Source organism: Labilibacter marinus, from assembly GCF_001659685.2.
Lineage (GTDB): Bacteria > Bacteroidota > Bacteroidia > Bacteroidales > Marinilabiliaceae > Saccharicrinis > Saccharicrinis marinus.
In genome coordinates this window covers 13,640-31,049 of record NZ_LXYE02000055.1, presented here as the reverse complement: position 1 = coordinate 31,049, position 17,410 = coordinate 13,640, and the positions used below count along the sequence as shown (strand labels likewise).

Annotated in this window: 10 protein-coding genes; 4 read left to right on the top strand and 6 right to left on the bottom strand. The window is 36.5% G+C overall.

Features of this window, described 5'->3' with window-relative positions; translation table 11 throughout:
* Positions 1-14 precede the first annotated feature (14 nt).
* Positions 15-2,585 carry a phosphoenolpyruvate carboxylase gene (locus tag A8L32_RS21235; RefSeq protein WP_075591473.1) on the top strand — a complete coding sequence of 857 codons (2,571 nt, stop codon included), beginning with the start codon at positions 15-17 and terminating at the stop codon, positions 2,583-2,585.
* A 66-nt stretch (positions 2,586-2,651) separates the two neighbouring features.
* Here A8L32_RS21235 and A8L32_RS21230 read toward each other — a convergent pair whose 3' ends face one another.
* The 3 genes from A8L32_RS21230 to A8L32_RS21225 form a co-directional block, all read right to left on the bottom strand.
* Positions 2,652-3,119 (bottom strand): DUF4268 domain-containing protein, encoded by a 468-nt coding sequence (locus tag A8L32_RS21230; RefSeq protein ID WP_075591472.1) that lies wholly within the window; start codon positions 3,117-3,119, stop codon positions 2,652-2,654.
* Positions 3,119-3,292, bottom strand: coding sequence for a hypothetical protein (locus tag A8L32_RS23570; RefSeq protein WP_158027274.1), 174 nt, complete (start codon positions 3,290-3,292; stop codon positions 3,119-3,121). The genes A8L32_RS21230 and A8L32_RS23570 overlap by 1 nt, the downstream gene beginning before the upstream one ends.
* A 71-nt stretch (positions 3,293-3,363) precedes the next feature.
* Positions 3,364-4,593 carry a DcaP family trimeric outer membrane transporter gene (locus A8L32_RS21225; RefSeq protein WP_075591471.1) on the bottom strand — a complete coding sequence of 410 codons (1,230 nt, stop codon included), beginning with the start codon at positions 4,591-4,593 and terminating at the stop codon, positions 3,364-3,366.
* A gap of 376 nt (positions 4,594-4,969) precedes the next feature.
* Here A8L32_RS21225 and ccsA point away from each other — a divergent pair, with 376 nt between their 5' ends.
* On the top strand, positions 4,970-8,041 hold the full coding sequence (ccsA, locus tag A8L32_RS21220; protein WP_075591470.1) for a cytochrome c biogenesis protein: 3,072 nt from the start codon (positions 4,970-4,972) through the stop codon (positions 8,039-8,041).
* A gap of 177 nt (positions 8,042-8,218) precedes the next feature.
* Positions 8,219-11,668: a PAS domain S-box protein gene (locus tag A8L32_RS21215; protein ID WP_075591469.1), complete on the top strand. Its 3,450-nt coding sequence runs from the start codon at positions 8,219-8,221 to the stop codon at positions 11,666-11,668.
* Between the two features lie 164 nt (positions 11,669-11,832).
* Here the strand turns inward: A8L32_RS21215 and A8L32_RS21210 are convergent, their stop codons facing one another.
* Together A8L32_RS21210 and A8L32_RS21205 are read right to left on the bottom strand one after the other, a co-directional pair.
* A complete protein-coding gene (locus A8L32_RS21210) occupies positions 11,833-12,462 on the bottom strand; it encodes a hypothetical protein (protein WP_075591468.1) in 630 nt (209 codons plus the stop codon).
* Positions 12,463-13,338: 876 nt separating this feature from the next.
* Positions 13,339-13,698, bottom strand: coding sequence for a helix-turn-helix domain-containing protein (locus A8L32_RS21205; protein WP_075591467.1), 360 nt, complete (start codon positions 13,696-13,698; stop codon positions 13,339-13,341).
* A 748-nt stretch (positions 13,699-14,446) separates the two neighbouring features.
* On the opposite strand from A8L32_RS21205, the gene A8L32_RS21200 reads away from it, so the two are divergent.
* Complete coding sequence (locus A8L32_RS21200) at positions 14,447-16,414, top strand: T9SS type A sorting domain-containing protein (protein WP_075591466.1); 1,968 nt, start codon at positions 14,447-14,449, stop codon at positions 16,412-16,414.
* A 272-nt stretch (positions 16,415-16,686) separates the two neighbouring features.
* Here the strand turns inward: A8L32_RS21200 and A8L32_RS21195 are convergent, their stop codons facing one another.
* Positions 16,687-17,259, bottom strand: a complete 573-nt coding sequence (locus A8L32_RS21195) for a hypothetical protein (protein WP_075591465.1) — start codon at positions 17,257-17,259, stop codon at positions 16,687-16,689.
* Positions 17,260-17,410: the final 151 nt, after the last annotated feature.

Sequence of the window (17,410 nt, the reverse complement as noted above, 5' to 3'; positions counted from 1 at the left end):
ATGTTCAAAAAATTATGAATAGTCAAATTGTAAAATCTTACGAAGAAGAAATAGAGCTGAAGTATCAGCTTTATAATAGTCTCTTTTTATCGCTACAATTAGAAGCGGTTGAAAAAGCAGGGAATTTAATTCCTTTACTGTACAAGGCATGTACCAATGGACTTGATAATGGGGAAGACCCAGTTTCAATTTTACAAAACTTCTTCTCTAATCATAAATCAGAGCTTTCTGAAGAAGATCAAAATGATTTTCTTTTTAAGGTCATTCAATATATCGAGCGTCAAATTGTTTTGATTGATGCATTAGAGGATGCTGCTTATAATAAAATTCATCGCATTAAAGGTGAAAATTCCTATGCTTCAATTAGTGACAGGGTAAAAAAGGATAACCTGAAGGATAAGATGGCTGAGGTAGTTAAAGAGTTTGGTGTGCGAGTGGTGTTGACTGCTCACCCTACGCAGTTTTACCCTTCTCAGGTATTAGCCATTATTACTGATTTGATGCAAGCCATTAAAACAGGTGAAGTGGCTGAGGTTAGAGATTTATTACAGCAGTTAGGTAAAACGCCTTTCTTTCAAAAAATTAAACCAACTCCGTTGGATGAGGCTAATCGTTTGACCTTTTATTTAAAGGATACTTTTTATCCTGCTATTGGTCAGCTGTTAGATAAAACGGCGGAAGATTACAAGGAAGCTTTAGAGCAGAATAACCAATTTATCTCATTAGGATTTTGGCCTGGTGGCGATAGAGATGGTAACCCATTTGTAACAGTAGATACCACCAAAGAAGTGGCGGCCAGACTGCGTAATACGGTTACTAATTGTTACTATAATGACGTTAGAGAGCTTAAGCGGAGAGTAACTTTTGCAGGGGTTCATGATAGAGTGGTTGAAATAGAAGATCTTTTTAAGGCAGAATTAAGTAATGCTTCAGGAAGTTCAAATGTGAAATTAGACGATTTATTAAATCGCATTACAGAAATAGAGACTTTAATTGTTGAGCAACATCAAGGTTTATATCTTGAAAAGATACAGTCGCTGAAGCGTAAAGTCCAATTGTTTGGATTTTATATGGCGAGTATTGATATTCGTCAGGATAGTAGAATAATTGCCAAAGCGCTTAAGGCGGTAATGGAAGCTTACCCTGAACTATTGCCAGCTAACTTGTTTGATATGGATGAGGCTGAGCAAATTCAGTTGTTAATGAATGTGCGTGGTGTTGCCGATCCTAATATCTTTGAGGATGATATTGTAAAAGATACCGTAGCTTCGTTTGGTGTTATTAAGGATATTCAGCGTGTAAACGGAGAGCGTGGAGCGCATCGTTATATCATCAGTAACTGCCGCGGACCAATTGATGTGGCAAGAGTTTTAGCCATGTTTCGAATTTGTGGTTGGGGTTACGATGAGCTTACCGTAGATATTGTTCCGCTTTTTGAAACGATTGATGACTTAAAGTTAGCTGGAGAAGCCATGCAAACTTTATATACTAATCCAACTTATCGTAAGCACCTTAAAAGTAGGGCAGATAGTCAAACGGTGATGTTAGGATTCTCTGACGGAACCAAGGATGGAGGATACTTAATGGCTAACTGGGCTATTTTCTCAGCTAAAGAAAACGTTACAATCAAGTCTAGAGAAAGTGATGTTGAGGTAGTGTTCTTTGACGGTCGTGGTGGACCTCCAGCGCGTGGAGGTGGTAATGCGCATCGTTTTTATGCAGGTATGGGTAAAAATATCGAAAGCCGACAAATCCAAATGACTGTACAAGGTCAAACCATTAGTTCACACTACGGTATTAAAGAAGCTGCAGTGCATAATATGGGCTATTTGTTAACGGCTGGATTGTCGAATAAGTTATATAGCAAACCACAAAATCAGTTGCAGGATAAGCAGCATGATTTTATTGAAGAGATGGCTGAAAGTAGTTATCAAAAATATTTATCGCTAAAGCAGCACGAACTATTTGTTCCTTATTTAGAGGAGATAAGTACTTTAAAATATTACGGTAAAGCCAATATTGGTAGTCGCCCAACTAAACGCGGAGGTGGCGGTAAAATTAATTTTGAAGATTTACGAGCGATTCCGTTTGTGGGTGCTTGGAGTCAATTGAAACAAAATGTACCAGGATATTATGGTCTTGGTTCTGCATTAAAGGAACAAGAGGAAAAAGGAAACTTGCAAGCTTGTAAAGATTTATACAATGATTCTATTTTCTTTAAAACTTTGCTTTCTAATAGTATGCAAAGTATGAGTAAAACCAACTTTGAATTGACCAGGTACCTGGAAAAGAATGAAAAGTATGGTGACTTTTGGAAGATGCTTTACGAAGAGTATGAATTGACGAATGAAATGTTGTTAAAAGTATCTGGCTTATCAGGATTACTTACAGACAATCCAAGAAGTCAAATGAGTATTCGTTTAAGAGAGCGAATTGTACTGCCATTGTTAATGATTCAGCAGTATGCATTAATGAAAATTCAAGAATCGCAAAATGGCAATAAAGAAATACCTTTAGAGGTATTCGAAAAAATGGTGATTAGAGCGATGTTCGGAAATATTAACGCTAGTAGAAATTCGGCGTAAATTTGTCATTATAAAAATAGTCATTGGTCATTGGTATTAATACTGTTGATCAATGACTTTTTTTTCTTACTGATTCAATTCGTCATACTTTAAGTAGTCCTGCACTTCTAAGAATGCTTTTTCCATTCGAAGCATTTTATCAATCATAAAGTTAAAAATAACTGGCCACTGAGTTGGAACAAGAAAGTCTCCTTCAATTTCTTGGTATACTCGGCACACCTCTTCGCCGTGTTTTTTCTCGTAGGCAAAATCCCAGATAAGTTCTTCACCAAATTCATTTTCAAAAAGCCTTTTGGTGGCTTCTAACTTCTCATATATATGTAAACGGCGTGTTTCGTTTTTAATGTTTATTTCAAGCGCAACAATAATTTTTTTTCGGCCCACATCAAATCTAAGGTCAACGCCCTTAACGTCTGTTCTATCTCCAATCCATACCTTCGCTTTCCCGCGCTGTCCGGGTAGTTTTCTAGTGCGATTACCTAGCTTTCTCCAAAACTCTAACTTCAGTTCTTTTTCTTCGTTTTTCGAATACATTATTGTTCCTCTTCGTTTTTCTTTCCAGATGTGTATAGTAGGTATAATAATGCGATGCTTCCTACCCCAATGGTACTTCCTCCGTATATTTCAGCATTGTTATAAGAGCCATGAATCATTCCAAAGCCTACAATAATCAATATGGCAGCTACTATTCCTATGTTTTTCTTCATTCAATATGATGTAAAATAAAAGCCCGCAAGATTTACTTACGGGCTTCAAATTTATATCTTTTAATATCGATTTAAAAATTATATCGACATCCAAGTGTTAAACGGTTATTTGAAAAGTTTCTGGTGTTTATAGGTTTCGATTTTTCATCTAAATCATCGCCATAAGCAGCGATGGTATGTAATAGCTCTAGCCCAATATTTACTTTCCCAGATGTCCAAACTACTCTTGGAGAAACGGCTGTAACAGAAGCAATGTTATACCCTCTGGTGTATCCAATCTCGTCTTCAATTACAGAAGACTCGTTGGCAGTTCCTAAATTGTTTGTGATACCAGCAAAAAGTCCAAACTTCACTTTTTTACCATTCGTATGTATGTCAGTCCAAACAGCGGATGTTCTAATGGCTTCATATTCTCCATTTACAGCATTTCCATTTTCTGTTTTTCTGGCTAAACCACCAATCATTACTAGGTTAGTCATGTTGCCACCATATGCTCCTTCAGCTTTAAAGGTTACTGCAGGTGTAGTGTAGCGTAATGAAAGATTGGCGTGAAAACTGGTTACGTTTTCGTTTAAGTAATTTTCTGCGTCGTCCAGAGTTTTAGGTAAAACTTGCTTGAATCCAAAAGTTGAAGCCGCAAAGAATTTCTTTGGAGAGCCATACTTAAACTGAACATTCATTTCTGGAATGTTAGCATATTCTGTTTGTTCTAAAGCTCCGGAATTTTTAAAATCACCTTGCGACATAGCATATAATGCTACTGAAAAATCAGAAGAAGCTTGATAAGTATATCTAATTTGTGGTGCTCTGGAAATTGGGTGGATAGGTGCTCCAACTACAAAGTTTACCATAGCGGGATAGTTTTCTGGCACAAATAAAGGATGCCAGGTTTGTCCAATTAGTAAGGACGACTTATTCCATTTTAAGTTAAAAAATGCATGGCGTATTCTTAACATGTAGTCTTTACTGTTTCCGGGAGCACCCAGAAAGTCACCTTCAATTTTTGCCGAAGTAGTGGCGCCAAATGCATCAGGGCCAGTTATGGCAAAACCTAATCGAGATATTCCAATACCCATGTCTGTTTTAGAACGGTCGTTGATGTCTTTGCCATTAGCATCAAGATTTTCGTTAAGCGGATATAGATACACATGATTGTGTCTAACCGAAACGCTTTGTCTGGTGTCATGGATGGCATCAAAGCCAACAAAACCATAAGTTTTTACTGTGATTTTTTTCTCGGAGTCTTGAGCGTAGGAGCAAACAGACAGAAGTGTCAGTAGTCCAAAGAATAATCTTTTCATCTTTATAGTAGGTAAATGTTTATTTCAATTTTAAATATACTTATGTGTTTATTTTGATAAAACTTTAATTAAGTAGCTGTGTTATATACGCATGTACTACTAAGTTAGTCAAAATAATATTTATAAGGCGACAAATATACGGGTTTATATCAATAGCTCTATGTTTTTTCCTTTTTGAATTAAAGCATGTTATTGCGGAAATATTTTATAGATTAGCGAGGCAGATAAGTTAAAGCTTATCGTAAATCAACAAATGAAAAAATCTAAACACATAAAATAATCATGATATAGTATTAGTATGTATATGCCGAGAATTAGCTTTGGTAAGCTATTGGTTAAACTTAATGCTTGAATCTTGATATTAATTAATAATCTTATGAAAAAGATACTATCCTTTCTGGCTGCTCCTTATTTAATGGGAACGTTATTTTTAATATTGGCAGCTGCCATGGGAATTGCAACTTTTGTAGAGAATGACTTTGGTACTAATGCGGCAAAAGCTCTGTACTATAACTCGTGGTGGTTCGAAGGCGTTTTTGTGCTGTTAGGGATTAATATGTTTTTAAATATGAACAAAGCATATATGTGGAAGAAAGGCAAGTTGCCGGTTTTATTATTCCACATGTCCTTCTTTGTTATCATTGTTGGAGCTGCTTTAACTCGATATGTAGGATATGAAGGAATGATGCATATTCGCGAAGGCGCTACCACTGATCAGTTTCTATCGTCAAAAACATATATTACAGGTTCGGGTGAAAAGAATGGAGAAGTAGTGGAGTTTAAATCTGATGTGTTGATGTCGGAGAGAAGTAGAGATTACTTTAAAAAGAAGATACATGTTGGTGACGAAACAGTGGAATTGAAAAGTGTTTCGTTCATTAAAAACACCAACTTAATTCCTGTTGAGGATGAAAATGGAGAACCAATGCTTTCTCTAGTAGTTTCTGCTGGTGGAGGAAGAAATAACCTAAGTATGTTTCCTGGTGAAGATTTTAAAATTGGAGATATCACCATTGGGTTTTCATCCGAAAAAGATTGTGATTTTAATATCTTTCCAAAAGACGACCAATTATATTTTACATCTAAGTTTAATGTGTTTATTACCGATATGGGAACGCAAGAAAGAACAGATGTGGATTTAAGTGAGGCTCAGCCATTTTATTCAAATGTACTTTACGGAACGGGTTCCTTTTTTATGGTTCAGACCAATTATATGGAAAAGGCAATTTTAAAGGCGGTACCAGCAAAAGAGGGAGAGCAAGGAACAGGTATGGAAGCGATTGTGGTGAATGCTAAGGCAGGAGAAGAAGAAAAAACAATAACCCTACAAGGAAGAGGTGATAGAATTGGCGAGTATAAAAGTGTACAAGTAGGAGGTGTTAAGTTAAAGCTTAATTATGGTTCTATTGTATTAACAACACCATTTGATATTAAACTAAACGATTTCCAGTTGGAAAGGTATCCAGGTTCAGATAGCCCATCGTCATTTGCCAGTGAGGTTACTTTAAAAGATTCGCGAAATGGGGTAAATAAAGATTTTAGAATTTTCATGAATAACATATTGTATTACCAAGGTTATCGTTTTTATCAATCATCTTACGATACGGATGAAAGAGGTACGGTATTGTCGGTGAATAACGATTTATGGGGTACTATTATCACTTACATTGGTTATTTTCTAATGACACTATCTATGATTTTATCATTGGTAGCGTCCAAAAGTCGATTCCGTCATTTAGGAACGGTTGTAAGCGAGATTGGAAATAGAAAGAAAGCACTGGTATTGGCAGGAATATTATCTGTTGCAGGAGTTTCTCAAGCGCAGGATATTGATGCATATATTAATGTTACGGAGCAGCAAGCTAAAGTTTTTGGAGAGTTATGGGCGCAGGATAATGGAGGTAGGTTTAAGCCGATGAATTCCGTAAATGGAGAGATTTTGCGTAAGTTAGTTAAGCACAATAGTTTTAAAGGATACTCTGCGGATAGAGTGGTTTTAAGTATTTTAAGTAATACCGAAGCATGGAAAAGCGTTCCGTTAATTACGGTTGATGAAGAGCCTATTCAAGCTATCGTTGGTAATACAGATAAGAAAGCATCATTCTCAGATTTCTTTGGTTCTACGGGAAATTACAAACTTAAAAAGCAGGTTGAAGAAGCTTATAGAACCAAACCTGCGTATAGATCTAAATTCCAGAATGAGGTAGTGAAGATTGATGAGCAAGTGAATGTGTTTTATTTGGTTCACACGGGGCAGTTATTAAAGCTGTTTCCAATACCAGGAGACGAATATGCTACCTGGTTAACGCCAGGCAATCCGTCTCCAGCATTAAGTCCAGATGATAGCATGTTTGTGCGCAATATTTTTCCTGTGTACCTACAAGCATTAAAGGAAGGCAAAAAAGAAGATGCCGCCACTTATGTGGATGCCATCGCTAAATATCAAAACAAGTTTGGCGAAAATGTTTTGCCGACTGAGAAGGATCGCAATTTTGAAATTTTCTATAATAAAACCAATGTATTTTTATTGATAGCGCCAGTGTTCTTTATATTGGGCTTAATATTACTTATTGTACAGTTTGTGTATTTGTTCCTACCTAGAAAAACACCCAAGTTTTTTAATGTTGGTGGAGCTGCGTTAATGATTTTACTATTCTTGGTGTATACTGCTGGTATGATTACGCGTTGGTATATTTCAGGTCATGCGCCTTGGACGGATGGTTACGAATCGATGCTATTAATTGGTTGGGCGCTTGTTTTGGCAGGTTTAATATTTAGTAAAAGAACACCTATTGTATTATCCATAGCAGGTATTTTTACAGGCATTGTACTAATGGTAGCTCACTTAGGGTGGATGAATCCTGAAATCACAAACTTGGTTCCTGTTTTAAAGTCATATTGGCTCAATATTCATGTAGCTGTTATTGTAATCAGTTATGGTTTCCTTGGTTTAGGTGCATTTATGGGCTTCTTTAATTTAATCATTATTGGATTAAAGAAGGAGGCTAATGAAGAGAAGATTGATTTAACAATTACAGAGCTGAGTAGCATTATGGAAATGATGTTAACTGTAGGTTTATATTTGCTTACCATTGGGGCATTTTTAGGTGGTGTTTGGGCCAATGAATCATGGGGAAGATATTGGGGGTGGGATCCAAAGGAAACATGGTCGCTAGTTACTGTCATGATCTATGCATTTATTCTTCATATGCGATTTATACCTGGTTTAAAGGGGCAATTGTCGTTTAATATAGTTTCAGTTGTTGGATTCTTTTCGGTAGTGATGACCTATTTAGGTGTTAATTACTACTTGGCAGGTATGCATTCTTATGCTAAAGGAGACCCAGTACCAGTACCTATTTTTGTGTATTATGTGGTGGTAACTGTTTTGGTTGTTGCAGCTTATGCTGGTTATAATGCCATACGATTAAAGATCTCGGAAAGGTAGTTTCCAAATAATAAAACGCAATGTTTATTATATGTTGATAATTAAAAGTTTAATTCAACGATAGTAAAGTTATATATCTGTATTTTTGAACTGGGGAAAATGTGTCCGATTGGTGCTGATTTTAAGTGCTGTCGGTGGTTGATATAGTTATCATTATAAACAGTTTGGATTTATAGAATGGGAAACGATAGTTTGGAATACACTTCCGGGCTTCAGTCGTTAGAGGCGGAGAACAAGCATCTGAAAAGTATGCTTAATAGATTTGTGAGCTCAAAAAAGGAGGGAGAGGTGGATGCCGCTTCAGCTTTAATGGAGCAGATAACTAGAGTACTACAGGATGCCAGTGATTTTGATATGGCTTTGTTCTCTTGTTTAAAACTCATAGGCGAGGAATATAAAGTAGACCGTGTTTCAGTTTTCTCTTACCACGAAAAGCAAACTTCTTTTGTTGCCCAAAAGCAATGGGTAGATAATCACGTACAAGAATATCATCCGGCAGATTTAACCATAACGGATATTGAAAATCCACTGGAGACAGCGAATTTCGAAAGATGCTTTGCGAGCTCTGATTTAAAAAGTGAATTAGCGGCTTCTTTGGCGGATAAATTCGAGATTTTTAATACGCAGTCCTTATTAGTTATTCCTATAGTTTTTTCGCATTACAAAAAAGCCATATTGGTGGTTGAGTCGTGTGCGTTTAAACGAGAGTGGTACAATTTTGAGGTGAAGGAGATAGAGCGTGTAGTTGGTTTAATGTCGGCACGTTTAGATGGTTTGTGGCACAAGAGTAATGCGGCCAGAGTTTGGTATTTAAGTTCTTTGCGAAATCAGATTCTTCGTAAAATTAAAGGAAGTAAGCGCACAAAGAAGTCCATTAATGAATTACTTCGTTTAGTGGGTTCTGAGTTGGGATTAAGAAGTGTTTATGTGATTGATAAATCTAGCTTCTCCAACGGGCATGAGCTTTCGTGGACACAAGATGATGAACACGAAGAGGAATTACTCTCCAATAAGGATGTTGAAAAACTGAAGTTAAACCCCGAGGAAATCAATGGGAAATATATAGGGGAGGAATACCTAAGAAAGAGTAGTGTAGATATTCAATTAGGAACCTCGTTTATACTGGTGAACCGTGTCATGATCTCAAAAGAGTTTGGTGGCTGGTTGATTGGAGAATTTACAGGTTTTAAAAATTATAATCCCAATGAGCTAATTCAGTTTTGGGAGTCGATAGCCTTAGCTATTTCGGAAATATTAGGAGGAACGGAGCGAGAGTTGGAGCACAATGCTCGTTATTCGGAGCTGCTGGAGCAAAATAGAGATTTAATCACCAAGGAGATATTCTTCGATAAGGTGTTGGATGAATCTCCATTGGGTACAATTATCATTTCTAAGGGAAGAATTAAATATGTAAATGAGCATATTATAAACGCAGTTGGTTATACGAGGGACGAATTAATAGGAAAAGAACCTTCGGAGTTTTATGATCAGCCGAGCGACGATTTTAAAAATAGAATGGCTGCTTTTTATCAAGCTATAAATGATCATGGTGCAGCTAAAGAAGATATTGAGCTCGGAAGCAAGGATGGTGAATTAAAGCAATTTAGCTTGTATGGTTCGCGTGGGTTAGAAGCAGATGAGGATAGTTACTTGATTTTTGCCCAAGACAATACTGAAACATATCTGGCCCAGGAAAATATACGAGAAAGTCGTGAACGCTATCAAAAAATTGTAGAATCGGCCATTGATGGTGCTATGATTATTGATGAGGAGCATGGCATTAAATATGTGAATAAGTCGGCTTGTACTATTTTAGGAAGAACATACGAAGAGTTATCCGAAACAAAAGCCATGGAGCTGATTGATAAAGGATATTTGTATGAGTTTGCTAATGCCATAGAGCAGGTAGAAAAGGGAGAGGAGTACCTGGGCGATTTAATTCTTTGTAAAAAGGATGGTGAAAAGGTGGAAATAGAATTGGCGGGAACGCGAATTTATATGGATAATCAATCGCTTTGTTATTTTACGATTCATGATATCTCTAAGCGTAAGCGAAATGAGAGAGCTTTGGCGGATAGTGAACGCGAATTCAGAACGCTCACCCAAAACTCACCCGATATCATTCTTCGTTTGAATCCTGCTGGTGAAATTCTTTTCTTCAATAGAGCATTCACGAAAAGATTCAAGTTTTTAAATCCAGATGAAATAATTGGTAAAAACCTACTTCAGCTTGAAGTATTGGATGAGGTTGTGGAACCAACATGGCAAACCAAAGTTAATGATGCATTCATGACAGGAGAAACCATGTCGGTAGAGCAAGGGTTTAGCGATGAGGTGAAGGAGTTGTATTTTGATTGGACACTTTCGCCAGAGAAAAACGAAGATGGAAAAGTAGTTACTTTAGTGGCGCTAGGTCGTAATTTGACCATTCGCAAAACAACAGAAAAACAATTGTTACTGGCCAAAGAAAAGGCGGAGCAATCAGATAAATTAAAGTCGGAATTCTTGGCTAATATCAGTCATGAGTTACGCACGCCATTGAATGCGATTGTTGGATTCTCGGGATTACTGAGAGGAGCAGAAACGCCGCAGAGTGAGCTGGATGAATATGTGGATGTGATCCATAAAAACTCGGATAGCTTAATGAGCCTGATCAATAATATTATTGATGTGGCTAAAATTGAGAGTGGTAAAATTTCTGTGGTGAAGGAGAAGGTGGATTTGGATGAGTTGATGCAGAGTTTGTATGAAAACTTCTTACCAAAAGTAGAAATTGAACACAAAGGAAGAGTGAAACTGTATTATACCAAGCCAGATAATTTCGATGGTTTGATGGTAAAAACGGACCCTATCCGATTACGTCAGGTATTGGTGAATTTAATAGGTAATGCCATCAAGTTTACCATCAAGGGTTTTGTTGAGTTTGGTTTTAGTGTAGAGGGTAATGGATTAAAATTCTTTGTAAAGGATACAGGTATTGGTATTAAAGAGGGCAAGCAAAATGTCATCTTTCAACCGTTTAGTAAAGGACAAGAGGAATCGGATAAAATATATGGAGGTACTGGCATAGGCCTGGCTATCTCTGAAAAGCTAGTGCATGCCTTGGGTGGAGAAATTGGCCTAGACTCAGAAAAAGCGAAAGGTTCGGAGTTTTATTTTACACATCCGTTAGATAATGCAAGCGCCGAAATCACTGAATCAAGGATGCAGTCGCATGTAAAAATGGATAATCCATTGGTGCCAAGAAAATATTCCTGGGTGAATAAAATGATGTTATTAGTAGATGAGAATAGTAGTGCTCATCTGCAAATGCGAAAATACATCGAAAAAACGGGTATTACATTGGTTTCTGCACGAACTGCAGCAGGAGCAAGTAAGCTATTGATGAACAGAACGGATATTGATTTGGTGTTGATGGATATGAGTTTTCCTGATTCGGATGGATACGAGTTGATTCGTAGGATTAAAAAAGTGAATAAAAGCTTGCCGGTTATTGCACATACAGCAAGGGCGGTAAATGGGGAGCGAGAAAGGCTGATTGAAGGAGGTTTTGATGCCTGTATTGCTAAGCCAGCCGATAAAGAGGAGCTGCTTATGCTAATGGATCAGTACTTGGTTGAGGCGTAAGTGGAACTGTTGCTTATTAGGTTTTATTGATGAAATTCCTGAAGTAACGCTGGTAAATTAAGCACAAAAAAAATGTGTATCTCTAAAATATAGAAGATACACATTTATAAAATGAAGTACTTTTTAATAGTACCTGGTCGCCCTGATCGGCTTTGTCGTTATCGTTATTTTCTGAAAGCATATGTATATTCCTTATTTGATGAGTTAATACTAACTTTGTACTCTCCGTTTGGTAATGTTGAAATATCAAATTTTCCAGAATAGGTAGAATTGCCTTCAAAACCTTTCTCAAAAATTTCATCACCAATCTCATCCGAAATAGAAATACCAAAAGAGCTGCTGCCAAAAGAAATGTGGCTTACAAATAAAGTGTTCTCAACTACATTGAAGAAAGCTTTTAATTCCTCTTTGCTCATTACTTGCTCTACTTTGTCATAAACTAATTTGTGATCAGCTATTTTAAAAGTCTCTACAATCTCGTCAGCACCTTTTACGCTTAATATAGCTTTGTACTCACCATCTTCTAAATTAGAAAAGTCAAGAATTTTTTGTGCAAAACCTTCTTTACTTACCCACTCTTTATATACTCTCACACCTTCTGCATCTTTAATGCTAAAGCTCGCTGCCTTATCGGCTAGGTTTGAAACAGAGATAACTGAATAGTCGGTGTTTAAATAAGGGTGAATAGATACGTTTCCTGCAGCTTTTCCACCTTCACCTGCATAAGCTCCTGTTGTTACAAAGGCTAGTATTACTCCCAATACCCATCCTTTTACTTTGTTTTTGTTTGTCATAACTTTTAATTTTTGTTTTTGTGATTAAATAATTAGCCAACCTTGTTTCTTGTTGACAGTGTAAAAGTATGTAGTTAGTTTGAGGTGATTGCAAAATATGGGGGTTCTGAGCCGTGGTTTTAATCTTATTTAAGGCTTAGGGTGAAAAAGTGGGGTATGTAACATTCATAAAACAGTGACTTAACATTGGCTTAACATTGAGAACAGTGTTTAACAAATGCGCTGCGTTTTAACAAAAAGTTGTATTTGCTCCAACGATATGTTAAAAACAACGAGGGTTTCAATAGTTCTGTTAAGGTATGTTAGAAATAGAGTTTAAAGGAGAATGAAACTCGGAACAAGAGTGTGTATATTGGACTTTTAATCATTTTATTATTCTTTAGGCTATAATACTTGATTCGTTTAATAGGCCTAAGTTATATACTTGGGATGCTTTTCTCTCAGGAAAATCCTAATCCACAAGTAAAAGAGTTACAGCTTTTTTAATGACCACTCTTTTGTATCATTTTTTCAGCCGATCTATTTCGCGGATCTGCGCTAGCTAGGCTACATTTACATCTAACAGGTTTTAGAAACCTGTTAGATATTATGAAGGAGTAATTCGTTTTAATCCTGTTCATCCTGTAAATCATGTCTCAAATTTAAAGACAGGATGAACAAGATTTACAAGATTTTTAATGCTATAACTAGCGCGAGTTTGTAACACGTACTTTTTTTATTCGCGTTAAGCGAAGCGTCTCGCTTCGTTTCTATTTAAAAGTCCCTTGGCCATATAAAGTAACCATCAGTCAAACTTCATACGTACTCCGCTGCTGCGCGATTTTATCGCGTTGCTTTTAAACAACAAAGTTGCATTATCACTAGATGTAGCTTCTATTAGCCTTCCAAACTTTTTATTTCTTCCTTAATAAGGTTCTCGATACGTTGTACTTGTTCTAGTGGTATAGCGCTTATGGTTTTTATCAAGTCAGTATCTTTTGTGCTTTTACGAAGCTTCTCCAAAGGGTGTGTATCTACTGTTTCCATGGATGGTTCTGGATGCCATTCTAATAAATCGTGGGGTGTGCATCGTAGTAAAAAGCATAAGCGTTCCAGGTCTTTTAAATCTAAACGATAAACACGGTTGTTGTTAATTTTGGAGGCAAAGTTATCTGAAAAACCAGCCTTTTTAAGGAAGGTAAATGGCCTGTCTATTCCTCGGGCACGAAACACTCTTTTAAAATTATATTTCAGCATACTAGGTGAGATTATGATTCACACTAATATAATATATTCAAGGCACTGTAGCAAGTAAAATATGCTCGTAATACTTTGTTAGCTTGTTTAGTAATTCTAGAGTATCTTTCGAATATAGTATTAACTAGTTTGGGTGTATTGTATACCTTTTGTAATGGAATAAATACTATTTATTAATAACTAGAAACACTTTTAAAAGTTTATGAATGTATTTGTAGATGTAAATGGACTTTTTCTAAATAATTATAACCTATCTATAAAGATTATTAATGAGTAATAAAGATATGTCAATCTGAATATAAAATATATTAACCGTGTAATAAGAAAGAATATAAATGTATAATAGAAAATAATGTGCTTATTGAGAAGTATATTTTGTATTTGGAATAGTTTTATTGACGTAATAAAAAGTCAAATTACAATTTTTTAGTGAATCATAGTTATGGATTTCTCTTTTTAAAAGATATTCCCAACTCTCCATTCATTATTTATTCAACTCTTGCATGAGAATAGAGAAAAAAGTTCAGTTCTAACTTCTCCTGAATGTGAAGCTTATCGATCAAAAGGTTCGGGCTGAGTTATAAGCGTGTTAGTAAATGGGTTTTGTGGCACATTACTTAGTATCAAATGCTGGCATAAAACTAATTTTCATAATCGAACAATAATTTATCTTCATATCTGTTAGTTAAATATGCCTAGGGTTACAGCTTCGAAGGAAGCATGATAAAACACGATCAATGTAATTCTAATGAAACAGTTTATTTTTGCCCTTTGTGGCTTATTATTGAGTGCAATAAGTATTTCTGCTACTACCTATTATATTAGTAATTCGGGTAAAGACTCCAACGCAGGAACCAGCGAACAAAGTGCATGGCAAAGCATCGCAAAAGTCAATTCTACCACTTTACAAGCGGGCGATATGGTTCTGTTTGAACGAGGAGGTGTATGGCGCGAAGAGCTCATCATTCGTCAAAGTGGAACCGAACAAAACTACATTACTTATTCGGCTTACGGAACAGGAGAAAGACCAAGGATACTAGGCTCAAAGCGTGCAGAAGCGTGGACAAAGGTTCCTGGTAAAACCCATATATGGTTGTCGTCTACAACAATAAGCGCACCTCGTACCCGTACCAGTCATTCGGTCACTAATCATCCTTCAAGTATATTTTTTGGCGAAAAAGATGGCAGTATTACATGGGGCAATATGGAGCATATTCATTTAAATAATGAAGGAGCGCCAACCGATATTTGCGAACGCGACCGCGACAATGCTTTTTCGTTGATGAATGAGGAATATGATTGGTGTTGGGGAGATGATCATATTTATGTGTATTGTAGCAGTAATCCTGCCGATAGGTATAGTTATATTGAGGTGCCGCAAAGAGCCAGTGCTATTAAAATGAATTCGCACCAAGCGCAGGAATATATCATCATTGAAAACCTGGAACTAATGTTTGCCCTTAAATATGGTTTTGATACGGGCTGGCCTATGGCTTATGCCAAGCGAGGTCTGCAAATAAAGAATTGCCACATTGGGTATATGGGAACAAAAGGAGCTGCATCGGCCATGGGTTTGCAAGTGTGGCATTCCGATTTGCTCATTCAAAACAATGAGATACACGATTGTGGAAGACGCAATATTTCGTACAACATATATGCAGATACCCGAACTGCACCCATTACCTTTGAAAATGTAACCATTGAAAACAACCAACTTTATCATGGTTATCATACTACGGGTATTGATATACTGGGTGGATATACGGGCGATGTGTTTCAGAATTTTGTGATTCGGAATAATCAAGTGTGGGATAATCCGGATGATGATACCCGTAATCATCCCAATGGTTTTACCAGTATGGGGTTTTGGTTAAACTCGGGGGCAAGTACCTTTACGGGATTTAAAATTTACAACAACGTATTTAAATACATCAAACAAAAGCACATTGGTGCAGTAGGTTTAAAAAATTCATCCATCATAAACAATACTTTTTATGGCATGAATGTAACGGCAGAAGGATCGGGTTATAGAGCCATGCTTGCTGTGTCTAAATCGCCCGAGAACTTAGTGGTGAGTAACAATATATTTTACGGAAATGTGGATGACGAATATGTATTGTCGGGCATTACTTTTTCCAACAACTCGCACTTGGGGACTACATTAAATAATAACTTGTTTTATCATGAAAACGATAACCAACGCATGGTTAGCATAAATGGTACAGGAAAAAGTTACCAGATGGATGATTGGCAACAATACCAAGATGATACTGGTTGGGATCTGCAATCGCCAGAACCTTCCAACCCGTTGTTTGTAAGTAATCCTGATAACCTAGCACTTCAGGAAGGTTCGCCGGCTATTAAGGCAGCCATTTATTATTTAGGTATCAATGCCGATATACTAGGACATATTCGTCATCAGTTGCCTAGTATTGGGGCTTACGAATATGGAGCTAGTTCGTCTGTAAAAGAAATGCGCCAGAGTCCGTTTGCTGTATTTCCAAATCCTATAAAAGACTACATGTACATTACCAGTCAAACTATTGATACCGCCAATATACTTAGGGTTGTTGATCAGTCGGGCCAAACCATTCTTAAACTAACAGATGTACAAACCAATTCGCGAATTAATTTATCGGCACTAAGCAAAGGAATGTATATTATTCTTATCGAAATAAATAATGAGTGTTATACGCATAAAGTGGTGAAGCTGTAATTCGATTTAATCCTGTTTGTCTTGTCAATCTTGTCTCAAATTTAACAACAGGATGAACAGGATGAACATGATTAACAAGTGTATAAACACTAACTATTAAAACAACAATTTGCTAGCGGTATTTGCAATATGTGCAATTATTACAAATAGATTAAATTCTGGAATACAATTTCTAACAGCTTTACTATTTCATGAATAGCAGATTCGAGTCAGCTAGGAAAAAAAGACATGCGAATTTTAGGTGAAAATCGTGTGATAGGAGGGGCGAGTAGTTATTTACACCAACTATCAAACTGGTGTCGTTTCTTATTTTTATTTTTTAGTTGTTTAGCCAGAATGTATTTAATACCCCCGTACGCTCTCCATTGCAGGTTTTTATTGTGTGGCAATGGACTATAGTATAACAATGCTCCAGAAGTTTTAAGGGCCCATTTTTTGGTAAAAAAGTATTCAATTTCCATGTTTATTGTCGGGCCAATGGATGTGCCAATAGTTCGTTGAGCAGAAATAAATCCTCCCAGATAGCCATTTATAAACAAGTGCTTATTCAGATTATAAATATTTTTACCATAATTAAACTGCAACATTACTTCATCTTTCATATTGGGGTTGTTGGTTCTGTCTCCATAACTCATTAAAAAGTAGAGTAATGCTTTTCTTTTATTGAGTTGGGCGTAAGCCAAGTAAATTCCTACCTTATCATCTAATCCATAAATTCCTGTTTCAATTGTTTTAACTCTTGCCGTATGGGCCAAATACTTTTTATACTGACTATAAGAGGGAGTACCCAAGGTAAAAATGAACACTAATGCCAGTTGTTTAAAGTTGAGAGTTTTAAGATTCATAGTTGTTTAGTCTTTCAACTATTAAAACGAATTTTGTGGAGTGCTATTGCATAAGCACATTATGCAAACTTATATTTTACCTACTAGACAATGCTGCTGGCCGATTGTATTTTATAAAGAAAAAACACATATGAATAAGCCGCTCGTAGCA

Bases quoted from the DNA above. Each gene is read 5' to 3' on its own strand.
- A8L32_RS21235 (WP_075591473.1), top strand. From the start codon at position 15: ATGAATAGTCAAATTGTAAAATCTTACGAAGAAGAAATAGAGCTGAAG.
- A8L32_RS21230 (WP_075591472.1), bottom strand. From the start codon at position 3,119: ATGTATTCGAAAAACGAAGAAAAAGAACTGAAGTTAGAGTTTTGGAGA.
- A8L32_RS23570 (WP_158027274.1), bottom strand. From the start codon at position 3,292: ATGAAGAAAAACATAGGAATAGTAGCTGCCATATTGATTATTGTAGGC.
- A8L32_RS21225 (WP_075591471.1), bottom strand. From the start codon at position 4,593: ATGAAAAGATTATTCTTTGGACTACTGACACTTCTGTCTGTTTGCTCC.
- ccsA (WP_075591470.1), top strand. From the start codon at position 4,970: ATGAAAAAGATACTATCCTTTCTGGCTGCTCCTTATTTAATGGGAACG.
- A8L32_RS21215 (WP_075591469.1), top strand. From the start codon at position 8,219: ATGGGAAACGATAGTTTGGAATACACTTCCGGGCTTCAGTCGTTAGAG.
- A8L32_RS21210 (WP_075591468.1), bottom strand. From the start codon at position 12,462: ATGACAAACAAAAACAAAGTAAAAGGATGGGTATTGGGAGTAATACTA.
- A8L32_RS21205 (WP_075591467.1), bottom strand. From the start codon at position 13,698: ATGCTGAAATATAATTTTAAAAGAGTGTTTCGTGCCCGAGGAATAGAC.
- A8L32_RS21200 (WP_075591466.1), top strand. From the start codon at position 14,447: ATGAAACAGTTTATTTTTGCCCTTTGTGGCTTATTATTGAGTGCAATA.
- A8L32_RS21195 (WP_075591465.1), bottom strand. From the start codon at position 17,259: ATGAATCTTAAAACTCTCAACTTTAAACAACTGGCATTAGTGTTCATT.